The following is a 16,759-nucleotide window of genomic DNA, read 5'->3' as shown; positions in this document are numbered from 1 at the left end:
GGCGTTGCCGGCGGGTGATCAATTATTGACCAGCCCTGTTCTGGATCATTGCGGGTGCACAGGGAGCATGGCACCGTGGCGCCATCGGAGGAGGTGGCGCATGGCCGTGGGCACGTGGATGCGCAGGATGGGGCTGCTGGGCAGCTGCCTGCTGGCGGGCTGTGGCGAAGCACCGCCGGCGGCACTGGGTACGCTTGAATGGGACCGGATCAGCGTGCCCGCACCGGCGGCGGAAGTGATCAGTGCCGTTGACGTGCGCGAAGGGCAGGCGGTCAAGGCCGGCGAGCTGCTGATGCGCCTGGATCCTGCCCGTGGCGCCGCCCAGTTCGACGCCGCACAGGCCGAAACCGCCCGCGTGCAGGCGCAGCTTGAAGAACTGCAGGTGGGCCCGCGTCCTGAGCAGATCGCCCAAGCGCAGGCACAGCTCACGGCGCTGCGCGCGCAGGCGGCTGAAGCCACTGCGTACTACCGCCGGGTGCAACCGCTGGCCCGCCAGAGGCTGGTCGCTGCTGCCGACCTGGACCGGGCCCGCGCGGCCGCCGACAACGCCGTGGCCAGCGTGCGCGCTGCCGAACAGGCGTGGCTGGAGCTGCAGCGCGGCAACCGTCGTGAGGACATTGCCCAGGGCCAGGCCGCCTCCCGGGCAACGCAGGCACAGGAGGTGGTGCAGGCCGTCAACCTGCAGAAGCTGCAGCTGCGTGCGCCGCGCGATGGCGTGGTCGATGCGTTGCCGTACCGGCAGGGCGACCAGGCACCGATCGGTGCGCCATTGGTGATGCTGCTGGTGGGCGAACGCCCCTATGCGCGCGTGTATCTGCCGCAGCCATTGCGCCTGCGGGTGAAGGTGGGGCAGGGAGCGCAGGTGCAGCTGGATGGTGCCAACACCGTGCTGAAGGGGCATGTGCGGTCGATCCGCAGCGACCCTTCCTTTACGCCGTATTACGCGCTGACCGGTGATGACGTCTCGCGGCTGAGCTACCTGGCCGAGATCGAGCTGGACGACAGTGCCGACATGCAGGCGCTGCCCGCCGGGCTGCCGGTGCAGGTGCGCTTCTGAATCCTGTCGATGACATTGCCGTGCGTGCGCAGGGCCTGAGCCGCCGTTTCGGCGAGCTGCTGGCAGTGGACAACGTCGATCTGCAGGTGCCGCGAGGGCAGGTATACGGCTTCCTCGGCCCGAACGGCTCAGGCAAGTCGACCACCATCCGCATGCTGTGCGGGCTGCTTGAACCAAGCGCGGGACAGATCGAAGTGCTGGGCCTGGCGATCCCGGCGCAGGCCGAAGCGCTGCGCCGCCGCATCGGCTACATGACCCAGCGCTTTTCGCTGTACGAAGACCTGTCGGTGCGGGAGAACCTGGAATTCCTTGCCGCCATCCAGGATCTACCGCGCACGCAGGCGCGGCAGCGGGTCGATGCGCTGCTGCTGCAGTACCGTCTGCAGGACCGCCAGGTGCAGTTGGCAGGCACCCTCAGCGGCGGGCAGAAGCAACGGCTGGCGCTGGCCGGTGCGGTGATCCATGCGCCGGAACTGCTGTTCCTGGATGAGCCGACCAGTGCGGTCGATCCTGAGTCGCGGCGCGATTTCTGGGAGGCGCTGTTCGAGCTCGCCGATGCCGGCACCACGGTGCTGGTGTCCACCCACTACATGGACGAGGCCGAACGCTGCCACCGGCTGGCGATCCTCGATCGCGGTGCCCTGGTGGCCGATGGCACCCCGGCCGAGCTGTGCGCGCAGCTGCAGGGCCGTACCCTGAAGGTCACCGCCTCGCAGCCCCGGCAGGCCAGCCGCGCGCTGGCGGCGTTGCCGGGTGTGCTCAGCGTGGCCCAGATCGGCACCGAACTGCGCGTTCTGTGCAGCGAGGGTGCGGCCGATACCACCGTATTGGCGCAGGCACTTGCCGCCGCCGATCCGCGTGCCAGCATCGAACCGGTGGCGCCCAACCTGGAAGACGTATTCGTTGCCGCCACCCGTGGCCGTGGTCGGGAGCCGGCCGCATGAGCGTGCGACGGCTATGGGCGATCATGCTCAAGGAGCTGCGGCAACTGCGCCGTGACCGCATCACCCTGGCGATGATCGTCGGCATCCCGGTGATGCAGCTGCTGCTGTTCGGCTATGCGATCAACCTCAACCTGCGGCATCTGGATGCCGGTATCGCCGACCAGGCCAACAGTGCGGCGTCGCGCGCGCTGGTGCAGGACATGGTCGCCACCGGCGTGATCACGCCGCGCGCGCAGGCCTATACGCCCGATCAACTGATGGAGGCGTTGCGACGGGGCCGGATCAGCGTGGGCATCTTCATTCCCGCCGATTTCGAACGACGCCGCTACGAAGGCCGCGAAGCATTGCAGGTGCTGGTCGACGGCAGCGACACGGTGGTGCAGAGTGCGGCGATCCAGCTGGCGCAGGTGCCGCTGGACACGCGCCCGGCCAGCAACGCGCGACCACTGCGCGAAGGCAGCATCGCCAGCGGGCAGGTGAGCGTCATCAGTTTCTACAACCCGCAACGGCGCTCAGCAGTGAACATCGTGCCCGGCCTGATCGGGGTGATCCTGACCATGACCCTGGTGATGTTCACTGCAGTGGCGGTGGTACGCGAACGCGAGCGCGGCAACATGGAACTGCTGATCGCCACGCCGGTATCGCGCAGCGAACTGATGGTCGGCAAGGTGTTGCCGTATGCGGCGATCGGTCTGTTGCAGACCACCCTGGTACTGCTGCTGGGAACCTGGTTGTTCGAGGTCCCGATCCGCGGCAGCCTCGTTGATGTCTACCTGGCGGCGGTGCTGCTGGTGCTTGCCAACCTCGCACTGGGCCTGTTGATTTCCACGCGCGCGCGGTCGCAGTTCCAGGCCATGCAGATGACCCTGTTCCTGTTCCTGCCTTCGATCCTGTTGTCAGGTTTCATGTTTCCGTTCGCCGGCATGCCCAGGCCGGTGCAGTGGCTGGCGGAAGTACTGCCGCTCACCCATTTCCTGCGCCTGGTGCGCGGCATCATGCTGCGCGGGGCCTCGCTGTGGGAGCTGTGGCCGGACGCACTGGCACTGCTGGTGTTCATCGTGGCGATGATGACCCTGGCCATCCTGCGCTTTCGCAAACGCCTGGATTGAGGCATGCCGACCAACGGTCGGCATCCACACAGTAGGTGCCGACCGTTGGTCGGCATCAACTGCGGTGAGTGCCGACCGCTGGCCGGCATCAATTGCGGTGGGTGCCGACCGTTGGTCGGCACACCTTATTCCGCCACCACGCGGCCGCGCAGCGAATTGGTCAGCGCTTCAGTGATCACCACGTCCACGAACTGGCCGATCAGGCGCGGGTGCGCCGGGAAGTTCACCGAACGCATGTTCTCGGTCTTGCCGGTCAGTTCATTCGGGTTCTTGCGTGAAGGGCCTTCCACCAGCACGGCCTGTACGCTGCCAACCATCCTTTCGGAGATGCTCGCAGCGTGTGCATTGATGCGTTCCTGCAGGCGCGACAGGCGTGCATGCTTCTCCGCATCGCTGATCGTGTCTTCCAGGTCCGCTGCCGGCGTGCCCGGGCGACGCGAATAGATGAAGGAGAAGCTGTGATCGAAGCCGATGTCCTCGATCAGTTTCATGGTCTTCTCGAAATCCGCATCGGTCTCGCCGGGGAAACCGACGATGAAGTCCGAACTGATCGAGATGTCCGGGCGGACCGCACGCAGCTTGCGGATCTTCGACTTGAATTCCAGTGCGGTGTAACCGCGCTTCATCGCTGATAGCACGCGGTCGCTGCCAGCCTGCACCGGCAGGTGCAGGAAGTTGGCCAGCTGCGGCACATCGCGGAACGCATCGATCAGCGAATCGCTGAACTCCAGCGGGTGCGAGGTGGTGAAGCGGATGCGGCCAACGCCATCGATCTCGGCGATGGTGCGGATCAGCAGGCCGAGGTCGGCGAACTCGCCGTCGCCATACGGCCCGCGGTAGGCGTTGACGTTCTGGCCGAGCAGGTTGATCTCGCGCACGCCCTGCGAAGCAAGCTGTGCCACTTCCACCACCACGTCCTCGAACGGGCGGCTGACTTCGGTACCGCGCGTGTAGGGCACCACGCAGAACGAGCAGTACTTGGAGCAGCCTTCCATGATCGACACGAACGCCGACGCGCCATCGGCACGTGGTTCGGGCATGCGATCGAACTTCTCGATTTCCGGGAAGCTGATGTCCACCTGTGGGCGCTGCTGTTCGCGGCGGGCGCGGATCAGTTCCGGCAGGCGATGCAGCGTCTGCGGGCCGAACACCAGGTCGACGAACGGCGCACGCTTGATGATCGCCTCGCCTTCCTGCGACGCCACGCAACCGCCAACGCCGATGATGACCTCACGGCCCTGGTTCTTCAGGCTCTTCCAGATGCCCAGCTGGCTGAACACCTTCTCCTGCGCCTTTTCGCGGATCGAGCAGGTGTTGACCAGGATGACGTCGGCGTCCTCGGGGCGATCGGTCAGTTCCAGGCCATCACTGGCGGCGAGCACGTCGGCCATCTTGGCCGAGTCGTACTCGTTCATCTGGCAACCGTGGGTCTTGATGTACAGCTTGCCTTTCACCTGGTCGGGCTTGCGCGGACCGGCGGGCAGGGCAACGAGCGGGGTACCGCCCGGCGTGGCGGGCGGAAAGACGTCTGGCGTCCCGGTCATGGCGCTTAATCCATTCGGGTGGCGGGAAAGGGGGCGATTCTACCCGCATCCCGTCGCGCTCGCCCTGCACAACGTCAACGGCGCCGCGCTGCGCGCTCGCGGGGCATGGCCCCGCGCTACCCGTATCCCGCGCCGTTCGGTAGCGCCGGCCCGTGCCCGGCGAGTGCCCTTACGCCGCGATCAGCTCCGCATCGATCTGCCGCGAACGATCAAACGCGGTCAGCGCACTCATCCGTTCGATGTAGGCGGCCGTCGCCGGTGCTGGCTGCACCAGGCCGAACGCACTGGTCCATGCCAGTGCATTGCCCCACAACACGTCTGCCGCACTCATCACCTCGCCCAGCAGGTACGGCCCCTGCGCCAGCTGTGCTTCGATCACCTGCAGCACCGTATCGGCGTCGTTGTAGGGCGACATCGCATGCGGCGGCGGGTCGCGACGCATCGCCCGGTCGATCATCGCCGGTTCGAAGCAGGCGCCGTAGAAGGCCATCCAGCGCAGATAGGGGCCGCGCAGGGCGTCGCCGATCGGCGGCGCCAGCCCGGCTTCCGGGTACAGGTCGGCCAGGTACAGGTAGATCGCCACCTGCTCGGTCACCAGGGCACCGTTGTGCACGATGGCCGGCACCTTGCCCATCGGATTGATCGCCAGGTAGGCCGGGGCCAGGTTGGCGCCAGCCTTCAGGTCCAGCACCTGCATGTGGTAATCGGCGCCCAGTGCTTCAAGCAGGGCCACCGCGCCGCTCGAGCGTGAACGGGCGGCGTGGTAGAGGGTGATCTGGCGTGACGTCATGGCATTGCTCCTTGCAGGTGGTGGTGAAGTGGGGCCCATGCTGAGGCACAATTGCGGACGACTTCTGTCCGCGATCCGTCATGCGCCATACCGCCCATCGCCTGCTTCGCCTGATCTCGCTGCTGCAGGCCCGCCGTCACTGGTCCGGTGCCGAGCTGGCCGAGCGCATGGGCGTGGACCGGCGCAGCATCCGCCGCGATGTCGAGCGCCTGCGCGAGCTGGGATATCCGGTGCAGGCCTCGGCCGGCGTGGGCGGGGGCTACCGGTTGGGCGCGGGCGCGCCGGTCCTGCCGATGCTGCTGGACGAGGAAGAGGCCACCACACTGGCGATTGCCCTGCGCGCGGCGTCGGCCACGGTCTCCGGCATCGACGACACCGCACGGGGCCTGCTGTCCAAGCTCGACCCGCTGGTGCCGGCGCGTCGCCGCCAGCAGGCCGGCGAAGTGCATGCCGCCACCGCGACCCTGTCCGACCTGCCATCCACCGATGCGCGCCTGCTCGGGCGGCTGGCCCAGCACTGCCGGCAGGCCGCGCGGCTGGCCTTCGAATACCGCAGCGCGCAGGACGCGGTGACGCAACGGGAAGTCGAGGCCCAGCACCTGGTCAACTACGGGCGGCGCTGGTATCTGCTGGCCTGGGATCTGGGCCGGCAGGACTGGCGCACACTGCGCGTGGACCGGATGGGGGCGGTGCGGCTTCTGCCCGAGCCTGGCCTGCACCGGCGAACCCCGGCGCCGCCCGATGTGATGGTGCGGCAGGCGGTCAGCCAGGCGCCGTTCGCGCTGCAGGCCGTCCTGCGCCTGGCCGGCAGCGAAGCGGAGCTGACTGGGCGCATTCCGCCCTGGTGCGGCGTGCTCGAGGCCGATGGGCCAGACCATTGCCTGTTGCGGATGGGCGCGGAAAGCCGCGGCATGATGCTGGCGCAGATCCTCAGCCTGGATCGCCTGCCGGTGGCACTGTGGACCACGCCGGCCGAGCTGCGCGAGGAGCTGGCTCAGCGTCTGACCGGGCTCAGCCAGGTACTGGCCGTGTCCGCGGTCACGGTCTGAGCAGGTGCCCTTGGCAAGCCGCAGTGAAGCTGGGACACTCGCGGCCATGAAGGGGAGACTGGGGACAACGGCGATCATCATCGCTGCGCTGACCGCTGCGCCGGCCAGCGCCGGCACCCTGTACAAGTGCCTTGGCGCCGACGGGGTCACCAGCTATGTCAGCAAGCGGGTGGCCGGTGCCCAATGCAGCACCATCAGCTACACCCGCAGCGCGGGCAGGGCGGTGCGCGCCCCGATCGTCAGCTCGGCGCCGACGCCAGTGCCCGTGCCTGCTGCAGTGGTGGCCAGCGCCGAGCGCAACCCGGTTGCCGTGGCCGCCAGCGCTGCCAGTCCCGCTGTCGCGCCGGCTCCTGCGCCCGCGGCAGCGTCCACGCCGGCCAGCCCACGCGGCGGCAAGATGGTCAGCGGACAGGTCTATTCGTACATGCAGGACGGGGTGCGCCACTACACCAGCGCACGCCCGACCCAGGTCGCCAACCTCGGCCCGGTGCGGACCATCCGCTACAGCTTCATGGAGCGCTGCTACGCCTGCGGGGTCAATCCGCGCGTTGATTTCGGCAGCGTGCGCCTGAACACCACGGCCTTCCAGAGCGAGATCACCTCGGCCGCACGCGAGTTCGGGGTGGAAGAGGCGGTGGTGCGCGCGATCATCCATGCCGAGTCGGCCTACAACCCGACCGCGCTCAGCCGTGCCGGTGCGCAGGGCCTGATGCAGTTGATGCCGCCCACCGCCGCACGTTTCGGCGTCAGTGATTCCTACGACGCCGGGCAGAACATCCGTGGCGGTGTGCAGTATCTGGCGTGGTTGTTGAAGCGGTTCAACGGTGATCTGACCCTGGCCGCCGCCGGCTACAACGCGGGCGAGGGCGCGGTGGATCGCCATCGCGGCGTGCCTCCCTACAGCGAGACCCAGTATTACGTGCGCCGGGTCGGCCAGCTGGCCGAGCGTTATCGTACGGTGCTGAGCAAACAGTAGTGCCAGGCCATGCCCGGCAACCCCCCAAAGCAATGTTGTTGCAATGCGTTGTGTGGCGCGCGACGGTTCCGCTACACTCGACCGAGATTCAATGCGGCTCTGGCCCCCACCGGAACCGCTGGCAGCCTTAAAGCTACCTAATCAATATCGGAGTGCCGGATGGCCAACGATGGGGTACACGATCCAGTCAACACCGGACGTCGGCGTTTTCTTACTGCCACCACAGCCGTGGTGGGCGCCGTCGGCGTCGGATTCACCGCAGTTCCTTTCATCAAATCCTGGAACCCCAGTGCCCGCGCCAAGCTTGCCGGCGCACCGGTGGTGGCCGACATCAGCGCCCTGCAGGAAGGCCAACGCCTGATCGTGGAATGGCGTGGCCAGCCGATCTGGATCGTCAAACGGTCCAAGGCGATCCTCGATGCGCTGCATGGGCTGGATGGCCGCTTGAAGGACCCAGAGTCCGGCGAGAAGGACCAGCAGCCGGAGTACGTGCTCAAGCAGAACCCCGAGCTGCGCTCGATCAAGCCCGAGATCTCGGTGCTGGTCGGTCTGTGCACGCACCTGGGCTGCTCGCCGGAAATGGTGGGTGAAATCCGCCCCGAGCCCTACGACCCGCAGTGGAAGGGCGGCTATTTCTGCCCCTGCCACAAGTCGCGCTTCGACATGTCCGGCCGCGTCTTCAAGGACGTGCCCGCACCCATCAACCTGAAGGTGCCCGCGCACCACTACCAGGACGACAACACCATCATCATCGGTGTCGATCCGCAGGGGGTTGCCTGATGTCCAACATCCTCAGCCGTACCGCCACCGGCGTGGCCGACTGGGTCAATGCCCGCGCGCCGGGGTTGATGCCGATCTACCGCAAGCATGTCAGCGAGTACTACGCGCCGAAGAACTTCAACATCTGGTACTACTTCGGCTCGCTGGCGCTGCTGGTGCTGGTCAACCAGATCGTCACCGGCATCTTCCTGACCATGCACTACAAGACGAATGCCGCCGAAGCATTCGCCTCCATCGAATACATCATGCGTGACGTGGAGTGGGGCTGGCTGATCCGCTACATGCACTCCACCGGTGCCTCGCTGTTCTTCATCGTGGTCTACCTGCACATGTTCCGCGGGCTGCTGTATGGCAGCTACCAGAAGCCACGCGAGCTGGTGTGGATCCTGGGCATGTTGATCTACCTGGTATTGATGGCCGAAGCCTTCATGGGCTACGTGCTGCCGTGGGGCCAGATGTCGTTCTGGGGCGCCAAGGTGATCATCTCGCTGTTCGGCGCCATTCCGGTCATTGGTAACGGCCTCACCGAATGGATCATGGGCGATTACCTGCCCAGCGACGCCACGCTCAACCGCTTCTTCGCACTGCACGTGATCGCGCTGCCGCTGGTGCTGTTGCTGCTGGTGGTGCTGCACCTGGGTGCGCTGCATGAAGTGGGATCGAACAATCCCGATGGCGTGGAGATCAAGAAGGGGCCGAAGGGCAACCGCTGGTCACCGAACGCGCCGACCGACGGCATTCCGTTCCATCCCTATTACACGCTCAAGGATGGCGTCGGTGCGGGCTTCCTGCTGATCATCGCGGCCTTCATCATCTTCTTTGCGCCGGCCTTCGGTGGCCTGTTCCTGGAACACGACAACTTCACCGAAGCCAACCGCCTGGTCACCCCCGAGCACATCAAGCCGGTCTGGTACTACACGCCGTACTACGCGATGTTGCGGGTGGTGCCGAACAAGCTGGGCGGCGTGATCGTGATGTTCTCGGCCATCGCCATCCTGTTCCTGGTGCCCTGGCTCGACCGCGCCAAGGTCAAGTCCTACCGCTACCGCGGCTGGCTGTCGCGCGGCCTGCTGGGCATGTTCGTGGTGTGCTTCGCGTGGTTGATGGTGATCGGCTCCGGTCCTGGTACCGATGCGCACGAGACCTATGTCGGGCGGGTGCTGACCTTCCTGTACTTCGCCTTCTTCATCACCATGCCGATATGGACAAGGCTGGACAAGACCAAGCCGGTACCGGAAAGGGTGACCACGCATGACTGAGCGCTGGATGGTCCGGCTGGCCCTGGCGGCCGCCCTGATGCTGGGCAGTACCCTGGCCATGGCCGCCGAGGGCGGCACCAAGCTGCTGCAGGCCGGCAACGACCTGGGTGACCGGGCGTCGCTGCAGCGCGGCGCCCAGCTGTACATGAACTACTGCAGCGGTTGCCACGCATTGAAGTACCTGCGCTATTCGCGGATGGGCGAGGACCTGGGGCTGAGCGAGGAAGAGGTGATGAACAACCTCAACTTCACCGGCTCGGCGGTCGGCGATCCCGTGCCCGTGGCGATGCCCAAGGAGCAGGCCGAGAAGTGGTTCGGCAAGATGCCGCCGGACCTGAGCCTGATTTCCCGGGTGCGCGGCAGCGATTGGGTCTATACCTACCTGAAGTCGTTCTACCTGGACAGCAGCCGCCCGCTGGGCTGGAACAACGCACTGTTTGCCAACGCCTCCATGCCCAATCCGTTGTGGGAGATGCAGGGCCTGCAGCACGCGGTGCATGGCAAGGCCGAAGCGCCGGGCATGGACCCGCCGGTGACCGGCCTGCGCATCGAAAGCCCGGGCTCGGTCGACGCGGCCCAGTACGACCAGGCCGTGCGGGACATCACCAACTTCCTTGAATACGCAGGCGAACCGGCCGCGCTGAAGCGGCAGCAGCTCGGTGTCTGGGTGATCCTGTTCCTGGCCCTGCTGACCTTCCTGGTGTACCTGTTGAAGAAGGAATACTGGAAGGACGTGCACTGATCCAGAGCCGGCCATTGCATCGGGCCTATTGGCTTTTGTGATGGTCGGTTGCACACTCGGGGAGGAGTCGACCGCCGGCACGGTGCTGGTGGCGCCGATGCGGCAGGCGGTCTCCTGTCGTAGGAGAGCCTTTGATGGCGGCGAGCGTACGCATGCGCAATACACTGACGCTGTTTTCCTCGAACGACGATGTACTGTGCCACCGTGTGCGCCTGGTGCTGGCGGCCAAGGGCGTGAGCTTCGACTTCGTTCCGGTCGATCCACAGAATCCGCCGGAAGATCTGATCGATCTCAATCCGTACCACTCGGTGCCGACCCTGGTCGAGCGCGAGCTGGTGCTGTATGCCGCGTCGGTGGTCAGCGAGTATCTGGACGAGCGCTATCCGCACCCGCCGCTGATGCCGGTCGACCCGCTGTCGCGCGCGCGCATCCGCCTGGCCATGTTGCGTATCGAGCATGACTGGGTGCCGCAGGTGCAGGCGATCCAGCTGGGCAACAAGACCCAGGCCGAGGCAGGGCGCAAGCGGCTGAAGGAACTGCTGACGGCCTCGCTGCCGTTGTTCAAGGCCAGCAAGTTCTTCCTCAACCCGGAAATGAGCCTGGCCGACTGCGCGATGGCGCCGATCATCTGGCGCCTGCAATCGCTGGATGTGCCGTTGCCGAAGGACAGCAAGGCCATCGAGGACTACGGCAACCGGATTTTCCGCCACCCTGGTTTCGTTCGCAGCCTTACCGATCAGGAAAAGAAACTGCGCGATCTGCCGGGCTGATCCGGCATCCGCTTTCCCGTCTGCACGCCGACCGGCGCGCAGGCGATCCGCCCCGGCAGGGGCGTCGGGCGCTACACTTCACGCATGACCGAAGACTTCTTCCACATGACCAGCCACCGCCCGTATCTGTTGCGGGCTCTGGTGGAATGGATCAACGACAACCAGCTGACTCCGCACATCCTGGTCGACGCCGGCGTTCCCGGCGTGCAGGTTCCGCCTTCGGCCGTCAAGGACGGCCGGGTGGTGCTCAACATCGCCGAGCGCGCAGTCGTGCGGCTGGTGATCGACAACGAGTCGGTGAGCTTCTCGGCGCGCTTCTCCGGCACCAGCTATCCGGTGCAGGTGCCGATCAGCGCGGTGCTGGCGGTGTATGCGCGCGAGACCGGGCAGGGCATGGCGCTGCCGGACGACATTCCCGGTGGCGAGCCGGCGCAGGCCAGTGATGAGCTGCTGCACGACGATGAGCAGACGCCGCCTGACGACACGCCGCCCGCTGGTCCGCCGCCGAAAGGCCGTCCGACCCTGCGCGTGGTCAAGTAGTTTCCGCAGCTTTTCATCCACGCATGGCGTGGATCTACCGGCGCGATATCCAGTAGATCCACGCCATGCGTGGGTGCTTCTGCTCACACATCCTCGGCATCTTCATTGTCGGTGCGGATCTGGCTGATCCGCGCCGCGCCCGGGCCGGTGAAGGAAATCAGCTGGTCGCCGCGCAGCACCATGCGGCCGACATGGCGATCGATGCCGTCGTAGGAATACTCGAACTTGAAGGTGCGCTCGAAACCGAGCCGGCCATCTTCCCCGCGCGACAGCCGCAGGCCCGTGGCGTGCACCGCCTGGTCCAGCCACTGCACATCGGCGGCGCGGCAGGCATTGCGGCCCAGTTCAACCGCACGTTCGGCGGCCGAACGCGCTGCGTTCCAGAAGAAGTAGACGATACCGCCGGCAATCAGCAGGATCAGCAGGGTGGGCATGGCTTCAGCCGTCAGGTGTCGATCCGCCAAAGATGGCGACGAATGGCGACCGGATCAAGCTGCATGTGCTCAGCGATCGCTGCCAGGCTCCGTTGCCGGCTGCGGCGCCAGTGGTGTCGGCGCAGTGGGTACCGCCGGCGGAAGCGGTGCAATCCGCGGTGCAGTGGCATTCAACTGCAGCAGTGCGGCCCAGTCCTGCCGGTTGAAGCTGCACTCGTCCTCGCGACCCGGTGTGCAGGTCGGGTCGATGCCGGTGGTGTCGCGCTCGCGCGGCGGCGGCAGCTTGATCATGCCGGTGCGATCCAGTTGCAGCAGGCGCATCGCCACGGTGTTCATGACATTGCCGCCCACCAGATAAAGCGTCTGGTCGCCACCGAGGTTGGCCGCCACCACCACTTCGCAATGCGACTTCCAATGGCCGACCGAGCCGTTGCCCAAGGCCTGCACCAATCCGCTGTAGCTGAGTGTGCTGCTGCGGTCGCGCAGGAAGCACAGCAGGTCGCCCGGTGCCGGCTTGGCGGTGGCCGGGTCCACCAGGCGGTAGGGCACGCCGGAAGGGCCTGCCTGGTAGGCGGCGCGGATGTAGTCGATATGGCGTGGGGAGGTATTGAAACCGGGTACGCCGGCACGCACCATCACCCAGGAAATGAACGCCGCAGACCACGGATTGTCGATCAGGAACGCGCGGCAATCGCTGTCGGTGTAGCGCGTTCCCAACGGGGCCAGGCAACTGCTGGCACCGGGCTGGCTGCCCAATGCATTCAGCGTGCCGCTTTCGCGCCAGTAGCTGCTGACCCGTTGCCAGGCGATCAGGCCATTGTCGGCCAGATGATCGCTCTCGGCCTCGGTGACACTGAGGCTGGCGGCGCGGCCGTCACGGTCGATGAAGGGGCGGAACCAGAGGCGATGCTCGTTGCAGGCAGTGTTGCGGATAGCGATCGCCAAAGGGCTCAGGCCGAAACGCGGGGGTACATCGCAGGCTTCGACGGCGGCGGCCGAGAAGGGCGCTGCGGCCAGCAGCAGGCAGGCAGGCAAGAGCATCCGGCGCATGCGCGGCTCCTGTGGGGGATGGGCGCAGCGTCGCAGCGCTGTTGTGAACGCCGGGTGTGAGAACGGGGTCAGATCCCTTTTCCTTTGGAAAAGGGATCTGACCCCGAGGCCCGCGTCCCCGGCATCAACCCGGCGGCGGACCCAGCTTCAACGACAGGTCGATTGCCTGCACATGCTTGGTCAGGCCGCCGATGGAAATGCAGTCCACGCCATCTTCAGCGATCGAACGCAGGCCGCCGAGGCCGACGCTGCCGGACACTTCCAGAGGAATGCGGCCTTCGGTGATGCGCACCGCTTCGCGCCGCAGCTCCGGGCTGAAGTCGTCCAGCAGGATGCGTTCACAGCCGGCCTGCAGCGCCTGCCGCAGCTGTTCCAGGTCCTCGACCTCGACCACCAGCGGCAGTTGCGGCCATTGCCGGCGGGCGGCCGACACCGCGGCAGCCAGTGAACCGGCCGCGCGGATGTGGTTCTCCTTCAGCATCACCGTGTCATACAGGCCGAAGCGATGGTTGTCACCGCCGCCGCAACGCACCGCGTACTTCTGCGCCAGGCGCAGGCCGGGCAGGGTCTTGCGGGTATCGAGGATGCGCGTGCCTGTCCCTTCCACCGCAGCCACATAGCGGGCTGTGGTGGTGGCGGTGCCGGACAGGGTCTGCAGGAAATTCAGCGAGGTGCGTTCGGCGCTGACCAGACTGCGGCTGCGCCCATGCAGCAGCGCCAGCACGGTACCGGCGCTGACATGGTCGCCTTCGGCTACCCGCCACTCGATCTGCACGTCGGCATCGAGCGCGCGATGGGTGGCATCGAACCACGGGCGGCCCGCGATCACCGCATCCTGCTTGCACAGCAGGTAGGCGCTGTCGGGCTGGTCGGGCAGCAGGGCGGCGGTAACGTCACCGCTGCCCAGGTCCTCGGCCAACGCGCGCGCGACATCGGCCGCGACGACGGCTGGATCCGGCGTCGGCAGCGCGTTCATGCGGTCGGGAAGTCGGCGATCTGTGCGGTCGGGATGGCCTCTTCGGCCAGCAGCACCGGAATACCGTCGTCGACGCGGAATACCTGCTTGCGGTCGCGGGTGACCAGGGCTTCGCGCAGTGGCTGCGCCAGCGGGTTGCCATCGGCGCGGTTGACGGAACCGGCGGCGATCGCCCGGTTGAGGGCTTCCAGGCCCTTGCCATCCAGCAGGGACAGGGGCTGGCGGGTATCGGGCGACACCAGCAGGTCGAGCAGCTTGCGATCCATGGTTCTTCGTCTTGCGTGGAAGATGGCTAGAATACGTCTTTAAGGCAGGTGACGGCCAATGACCCCCAACCCGATCGCGCCGCTTGTCGGCATCGTCATGGGTTCCCGCTCCGACTGGGAAACCATGCAGCACGCCGCCCAGAAGCTTGAAGCCCTGGGTGTTCCGTTCGAAGTGAAGGTGGTGTCCGCGCATCGGACGCCGGATGTGTTGTTCAGTTATGCCGAGCAGGCGGGTTCGCGCGGGCTGCGCGCGATCATTGCCGGCGCCGGCGGTGCCGCGCATCTGCCGGGCATGATCGCGGCCAAGACCGCAGTGCCGGTGCTGGGCGTGCCGGTGCAGTCCAAGGCCCTCAACGGCATGGATTCGCTGCTGTCGATCGTGCAGATGCCGGCCGGCATCCCGGTCGCCACCTTCGCCATCGGCAATGCCGGCGCCTCCAATGCCGCGCTGTTCGCCGCGGCGATGCTGGCCAGCGACCAGCCGGCCATCGGCCAGGCGCTGGACAGCTTCCGCGCGCGCCAGACCGAAGACGTGATGGCCCACGACGATCCGCGCCAATGAGCCTGACCGTCGGCATCCTCGGCGGCGGTCAGCTCGCCCGCATGATGGTCCTGGCTGGTGCGCCGCTGGGACTGCGCTTCGAACTGTACGATCCGGCGGCCGATGCCTGCAGCGGCCCGCTGGCGCCGCTCACCGTCGGCGCATTCGATGATCGGCAGGCGCTGGCGGACTTCGCTGCCAAAGTCGATGTGGTGACTTTCGATTTCGAGAACGTGCCGGCTGACAGCGCGCAATGGCTGGCCGACCGCGTGCCGGTCTACCCGCCGCCGTCGGCGCTGGCCGTGGCCCAGGACCGGTTGAGCGAGAAGACCCTGTTCCAGCAGCTGGGTATCCCGCTGCCGGCGTTCGCCGATATCCGCAGCCGCGACGAACTGGCCGCCAAGGCCGCCGAATTCGGTCTGCCGTGCATCCTCAAGACCCGCCGCCTGGGCTACGACGGCAAGGGCCAGTTCCGCCTGCGCAGCGAAGCGGACATCGATGCGGCTTGGCAGGCGCTGGGTGCGCAGGTCGAGCGCACCGGCCTGATCCTCGAGGGCTTCGTCGCCTTCCAGCGCGAAGTCAGCGTGGTGGCCGTGCGCGGTCGCGATGGCAGCTTCCAGGCCTGGCCGGTCACCGGCAACTGGCATGTGGACGGTGTGCTTTCGGCCAGCGTGGCACCGGCGGTGCTGTCCGCTGCCGAGCACGAAGCGGCGATCGGCTATGCCCAGCGTGTCGCCGAGCACCTGCAGTACGTGGGTGTGTTCGCGTTGGAGCTGTTCTGCCGCGACGGTGAACTGCTGGCCAACGAGATGGCGCCGCGTGTGCACAACTCCGGTCACTGGACCATCGAAGGCAGCGAAACCTCGCAGTTCGAGAACCACCTGCGCGCGGTGCTCGGTCTGCCGCTGGGCAGTACCCGCATGCTTGGCCATGCCTGCATGCTGAACTGGCTGGGGGCGATGCCTGACCCGACGCCGGTGCTGCAGCAGGCCAGCGGCCATTGGCACGACTACGGCAAGGAATCGCGTGATGGCCGTAAGGTCGGTCACGCCACCCTGCGCGATGATGATGCCGGTGCACTGGCGGATGCGTTGGTGCAGGTTGGGCTGGAACTGGACCGTCAGGCCCAGGTGGCTCCAGCGGTGCACGCGCTGCGCAACGGCTGATCAAACGGGGCCGGCCGGCGGACGCCGCTGATCCAGGTAGTGCCGGCCGCTGGCCGGCAATGCCCACCAAGGTGGGCAGCTACCAGAGCGGTGCCCACCAAGGTAGGCATCCACCACGGCATGGCGTGATGCCGGTAGCGCCGGGCGATGCTCGTCCGTATCAGCGCAGCTGGCTCTCGGCGAACTCCCAGTTCACCAGTTGCCAGAATGCTTCCAGATAACGCGCACGATCATTCTGGTAGTCGGTGTAGTACGCGTGCTCCCAGACATCGCAGCACAGCAGTGGCGTGCTGTCGCCGGTGAGCGGCGTGCCCGCGTTGCGCGTCGCCTGCAGGCCGAGCTGCCCACCCGGGTGCTGTACCAGCCACACCCAGCCGGAGCCGAACAGGCCAAGCGCGGTCCGGTTGAACTCTTCGCGAAGACGCTGGCCGTCGCCGAACTGGCGTTTGACCAGTTCGCCCAGGCGGCCCTGCGGTTCGCCACCGCCACGCGGGCGCAGGCACTGCCAGTAGAAGCCGTGGTTCCAGGCCTGGGCAGCGGCATCGAACAGCGCGCCCTGGGCGTGGCGGACGATGTCCTCCAGCATGGCTTCTTCCCATTCGGTGCCGACGATGGCGGCATTGACCGCGTCGACGTAGGCGCGATGGTGGCGGCTGTGATGCAGTTCCACGGTCTGTGCCGACAGGTGCGGCTGCAGGGACGAGGGCAGGTAGGGCAGGGCGGGCAATTCGACGGGCATGGACAGGTTCGTGGCCAGGGGGCGGCG

General features: G+C 66.7%; 19 protein-coding genes. 12 read left to right on the top strand and 7 right to left on the bottom strand.

All coding sequences use genetic code 11. The features are described 5' to 3' along the window. The first annotated feature begins 100 nt into the window (after nucleotides 1-100). Genes AC27VL_RS02790 through AC27VL_RS02780 form a run of 3 tightly spaced genes read left to right on the top strand, consistent with a single transcriptional unit; the run spans nucleotide 101 to nucleotide 3,110 of the window. Nucleotides 101-1,057 carry an HlyD family secretion protein gene (locus AC27VL_RS02790; RefSeq protein WP_488765490.1) on the top strand — a complete coding sequence of 319 codons (957 nt, stop codon included), beginning with the start codon at nucleotides 101-103 and terminating at the stop codon, nucleotides 1,055-1,057. A 20-nt stretch (nucleotides 1,058-1,077) separates the two neighbouring features. Then, nucleotides 1,078-2,001, top strand: a complete 924-nt coding sequence (locus AC27VL_RS02785) for an ABC transporter ATP-binding protein (protein ID WP_488765489.1) — start codon at nucleotides 1,078-1,080, stop codon at nucleotides 1,999-2,001. Continuing rightward, nucleotides 1,998-3,110 (top strand): ABC transporter permease, encoded by a 1,113-nt coding sequence (locus AC27VL_RS02780; RefSeq protein WP_488765488.1) that lies wholly within the window; start codon nucleotides 1,998-2,000, stop codon nucleotides 3,108-3,110. The genes AC27VL_RS02785 and AC27VL_RS02780 overlap by 4 nt, the downstream gene beginning before the upstream one ends. A 125-nt stretch (nucleotides 3,111-3,235) precedes the next feature. On the opposite strand, the gene miaB is transcribed toward AC27VL_RS02780, so the two are convergent. Further along, the gene (gene miaB / locus AC27VL_RS02775) at nucleotides 3,236-4,654 is read right to left on the bottom strand and encodes a tRNA (N6-isopentenyl adenosine(37)-C2)-methylthiotransferase MiaB (protein WP_100552071.1); all 1,419 of its coding nucleotides are present in this window, start codon (nucleotides 4,652-4,654) and stop codon (nucleotides 3,236-3,238) included. 169 nt (nucleotides 4,655-4,823) lie between these two features. Continuing rightward, a complete protein-coding gene (locus AC27VL_RS02770) occupies nucleotides 4,824-5,444 on the bottom strand; it encodes a glutathione S-transferase family protein (RefSeq protein ID WP_488765486.1) in 621 nt (206 codons plus the stop codon). Between the two features lie 80 nt (nucleotides 5,445-5,524). Between AC27VL_RS02770 and AC27VL_RS02765 the strand changes: the two genes are divergently transcribed. The 7 genes from AC27VL_RS02765 to AC27VL_RS02735 all read left to right on the top strand — a co-directional run bounded on the left by AC27VL_RS02765 (nucleotide 5,525) and on the right by AC27VL_RS02735 (nucleotide 11,560). Beyond that, a complete protein-coding gene (locus AC27VL_RS02765; protein WP_488765484.1) occupies nucleotides 5,525-6,493 on the top strand; it encodes a helix-turn-helix transcriptional regulator in 969 nt (322 codons plus the stop codon). 46 nt (nucleotides 6,494-6,539) lie between these two features. Next, nucleotides 6,540-7,469, top strand: a complete 930-nt coding sequence (locus AC27VL_RS02760; protein WP_488765483.1) for a lytic transglycosylase domain-containing protein — start codon at nucleotides 6,540-6,542, stop codon at nucleotides 7,467-7,469. A 159-nt stretch (nucleotides 7,470-7,628) separates the two neighbouring features. Continuing rightward, nucleotides 7,629-8,249: a ubiquinol-cytochrome c reductase iron-sulfur subunit gene (petA, locus tag AC27VL_RS02755; protein ID WP_447934458.1), complete on the top strand. Its 621-nt coding sequence runs from the start codon at nucleotides 7,629-7,631 to the stop codon at nucleotides 8,247-8,249. Then, entirely contained in the window at nucleotides 8,249-9,508 is a 1,260-nt protein-coding gene (locus AC27VL_RS02750) for a cytochrome b (RefSeq protein WP_025875284.1), read from the top strand. The genes petA and AC27VL_RS02750 overlap by 1 nt, the downstream gene beginning before the upstream one ends. Then, nucleotides 9,501-10,250: a cytochrome c1 gene (locus AC27VL_RS02745; RefSeq protein WP_191077584.1), complete on the top strand. Its 750-nt coding sequence runs from the start codon at nucleotides 9,501-9,503 to the stop codon at nucleotides 10,248-10,250. The genes AC27VL_RS02750 and AC27VL_RS02745 overlap by 8 nt, the downstream gene beginning before the upstream one ends. Nucleotides 10,251-10,384: 134 nt before the next feature. After that, complete coding sequence (locus AC27VL_RS02740) at nucleotides 10,385-11,020, top strand: glutathione S-transferase N-terminal domain-containing protein (protein ID WP_089240017.1); 636 nt, start codon at nucleotides 10,385-10,387, stop codon at nucleotides 11,018-11,020. 84 nt (nucleotides 11,021-11,104) lie between these two features. Next, the gene (locus tag AC27VL_RS02735; protein ID WP_100464519.1) at nucleotides 11,105-11,560 is read left to right on the top strand and encodes a ClpXP protease specificity-enhancing factor; all 456 of its coding nucleotides are present in this window, start codon (nucleotides 11,105-11,107) and stop codon (nucleotides 11,558-11,560) included. An 83-nt stretch (nucleotides 11,561-11,643) separates the two neighbouring features. On the opposite strand, the gene AC27VL_RS02730 is transcribed toward AC27VL_RS02735, so the two are convergent. The 4 genes from AC27VL_RS02730 to AC27VL_RS02715 form a co-directional block, all read right to left on the bottom strand. Next, entirely contained in the window at nucleotides 11,644-11,994 is a 351-nt protein-coding gene (locus tag AC27VL_RS02730; RefSeq protein ID WP_180164286.1) for a DUF3301 domain-containing protein, read from the bottom strand. A 69-nt stretch (nucleotides 11,995-12,063) separates the two neighbouring features. After that, nucleotides 12,064-13,044, bottom strand: coding sequence for a DUF2272 domain-containing protein (locus AC27VL_RS02725; protein WP_191077585.1), 981 nt, complete (start codon nucleotides 13,042-13,044; stop codon nucleotides 12,064-12,066). A 124-nt stretch (nucleotides 13,045-13,168) separates the two neighbouring features. Next, on the bottom strand, nucleotides 13,169-14,020 hold the full coding sequence (nadC, locus tag AC27VL_RS02720) for a carboxylating nicotinate-nucleotide diphosphorylase (protein ID WP_346577562.1): 852 nt from the start codon (nucleotides 14,018-14,020) through the stop codon (nucleotides 13,169-13,171). Further along, nucleotides 14,017-14,286, bottom strand: coding sequence for a Trm112 family protein (locus tag AC27VL_RS02715; RefSeq protein WP_099820028.1), 270 nt, complete (start codon nucleotides 14,284-14,286; stop codon nucleotides 14,017-14,019). Before AC27VL_RS02715 ends, nadC begins: the two co-directional genes overlap by 4 nt. 58 nt (nucleotides 14,287-14,344) lie before the next feature. Here AC27VL_RS02715 and purE point away from each other — a divergent pair, with 58 nt between their 5' ends. Further along, complete coding sequence (purE, locus tag AC27VL_RS02710; RefSeq protein WP_025875268.1) at nucleotides 14,345-14,848, top strand: 5-(carboxyamino)imidazole ribonucleotide mutase; 504 nt, start codon at nucleotides 14,345-14,347, stop codon at nucleotides 14,846-14,848. Further along, on the top strand, nucleotides 14,845-15,993 hold the full coding sequence (locus AC27VL_RS02705) for a 5-(carboxyamino)imidazole ribonucleotide synthase (protein WP_100552078.1): 1,149 nt from the start codon (nucleotides 14,845-14,847) through the stop codon (nucleotides 15,991-15,993). Before purE ends, AC27VL_RS02705 begins: the two co-directional genes overlap by 4 nt. Nucleotides 15,994-16,153: 160 nt before the next feature. Here the strand turns inward: AC27VL_RS02705 and AC27VL_RS02700 are convergent, their stop codons facing one another. After that, nucleotides 16,154-16,732 carry a superoxide dismutase gene (locus tag AC27VL_RS02700; RefSeq protein ID WP_100552079.1) on the bottom strand — a complete coding sequence of 193 codons (579 nt, stop codon included), beginning with the start codon at nucleotides 16,730-16,732 and terminating at the stop codon, nucleotides 16,154-16,156. Between the last annotated feature and the right edge of the window lie 27 nt (nucleotides 16,733-16,759).

It is taken from the genome of Stenotrophomonas sp. 14P6.2.3 (assembly GCF_057799055.1).
This window is presented reverse-complemented; position numbering and strand designations above follow the sequence as displayed.

What these genes read in the sequence shown, in the direction of transcription:
- AC27VL_RS02790 (WP_488765490.1), top strand. Translation starts at nt 101, where the DNA reads ATGGCCGTGGGCACGTGGATGCGCAGGATGGGGCTGCTGGGCAGCTGC.
- AC27VL_RS02780 (WP_488765488.1), top strand. Translation starts at nt 1,998, where the DNA reads ATGAGCGTGCGACGGCTATGGGCGATCATGCTCAAGGAGCTGCGGCAA.
- miaB (WP_100552071.1), bottom strand. Translation starts at nt 4,654, where the DNA reads ATGACCGGGACGCCAGACGTCTTTCCGCCCGCCACGCCGGGCGGTACC.
- AC27VL_RS02770 (WP_488765486.1), bottom strand. Translation starts at nt 5,444, where the DNA reads ATGACGTCACGCCAGATCACCCTCTACCACGCCGCCCGTTCACGCTCG.
- AC27VL_RS02765 (WP_488765484.1), top strand. Translation starts at nt 5,525, where the DNA reads ATGCGCCATACCGCCCATCGCCTGCTTCGCCTGATCTCGCTGCTGCAG.
- AC27VL_RS02760 (WP_488765483.1), top strand. Translation starts at nt 6,540, where the DNA reads ATGAAGGGGAGACTGGGGACAACGGCGATCATCATCGCTGCGCTGACC.
- petA (WP_447934458.1), top strand. Translation starts at nt 7,629, where the DNA reads ATGGCCAACGATGGGGTACACGATCCAGTCAACACCGGACGTCGGCGT.
- AC27VL_RS02750 (WP_025875284.1), top strand. Translation starts at nt 8,249, where the DNA reads ATGTCCAACATCCTCAGCCGTACCGCCACCGGCGTGGCCGACTGGGTC.
- AC27VL_RS02745 (WP_191077584.1), top strand. Translation starts at nt 9,501, where the DNA reads ATGACTGAGCGCTGGATGGTCCGGCTGGCCCTGGCGGCCGCCCTGATG.
- AC27VL_RS02740 (WP_089240017.1), top strand. Translation starts at nt 10,385, where the DNA reads ATGGCGGCGAGCGTACGCATGCGCAATACACTGACGCTGTTTTCCTCG.
- AC27VL_RS02735 (WP_100464519.1), top strand. Translation starts at nt 11,105, where the DNA reads ATGACCGAAGACTTCTTCCACATGACCAGCCACCGCCCGTATCTGTTG.
- AC27VL_RS02730 (WP_180164286.1), bottom strand. Translation starts at nt 11,994, where the DNA reads ATGCCCACCCTGCTGATCCTGCTGATTGCCGGCGGTATCGTCTACTTC.
- AC27VL_RS02725 (WP_191077585.1), bottom strand. Translation starts at nt 13,044, where the DNA reads ATGCGCCGGATGCTCTTGCCTGCCTGCCTGCTGCTGGCCGCAGCGCCC.
- nadC (WP_346577562.1), bottom strand. Translation starts at nt 14,020, where the DNA reads ATGAACGCGCTGCCGACGCCGGATCCAGCCGTCGTCGCGGCCGATGTC.
- AC27VL_RS02715 (WP_099820028.1), bottom strand. Translation starts at nt 14,286, where the DNA reads ATGGATCGCAAGCTGCTCGACCTGCTGGTGTCGCCCGATACCCGCCAG.
- purE (WP_025875268.1), top strand. Translation starts at nt 14,345, where the DNA reads ATGACCCCCAACCCGATCGCGCCGCTTGTCGGCATCGTCATGGGTTCC.
- AC27VL_RS02705 (WP_100552078.1), top strand. Translation starts at nt 14,845, where the DNA reads ATGAGCCTGACCGTCGGCATCCTCGGCGGCGGTCAGCTCGCCCGCATG.
- AC27VL_RS02700 (WP_100552079.1), bottom strand. Translation starts at nt 16,732, where the DNA reads ATGCCCGTCGAATTGCCCGCCCTGCCCTACCTGCCCTCGTCCCTGCAG.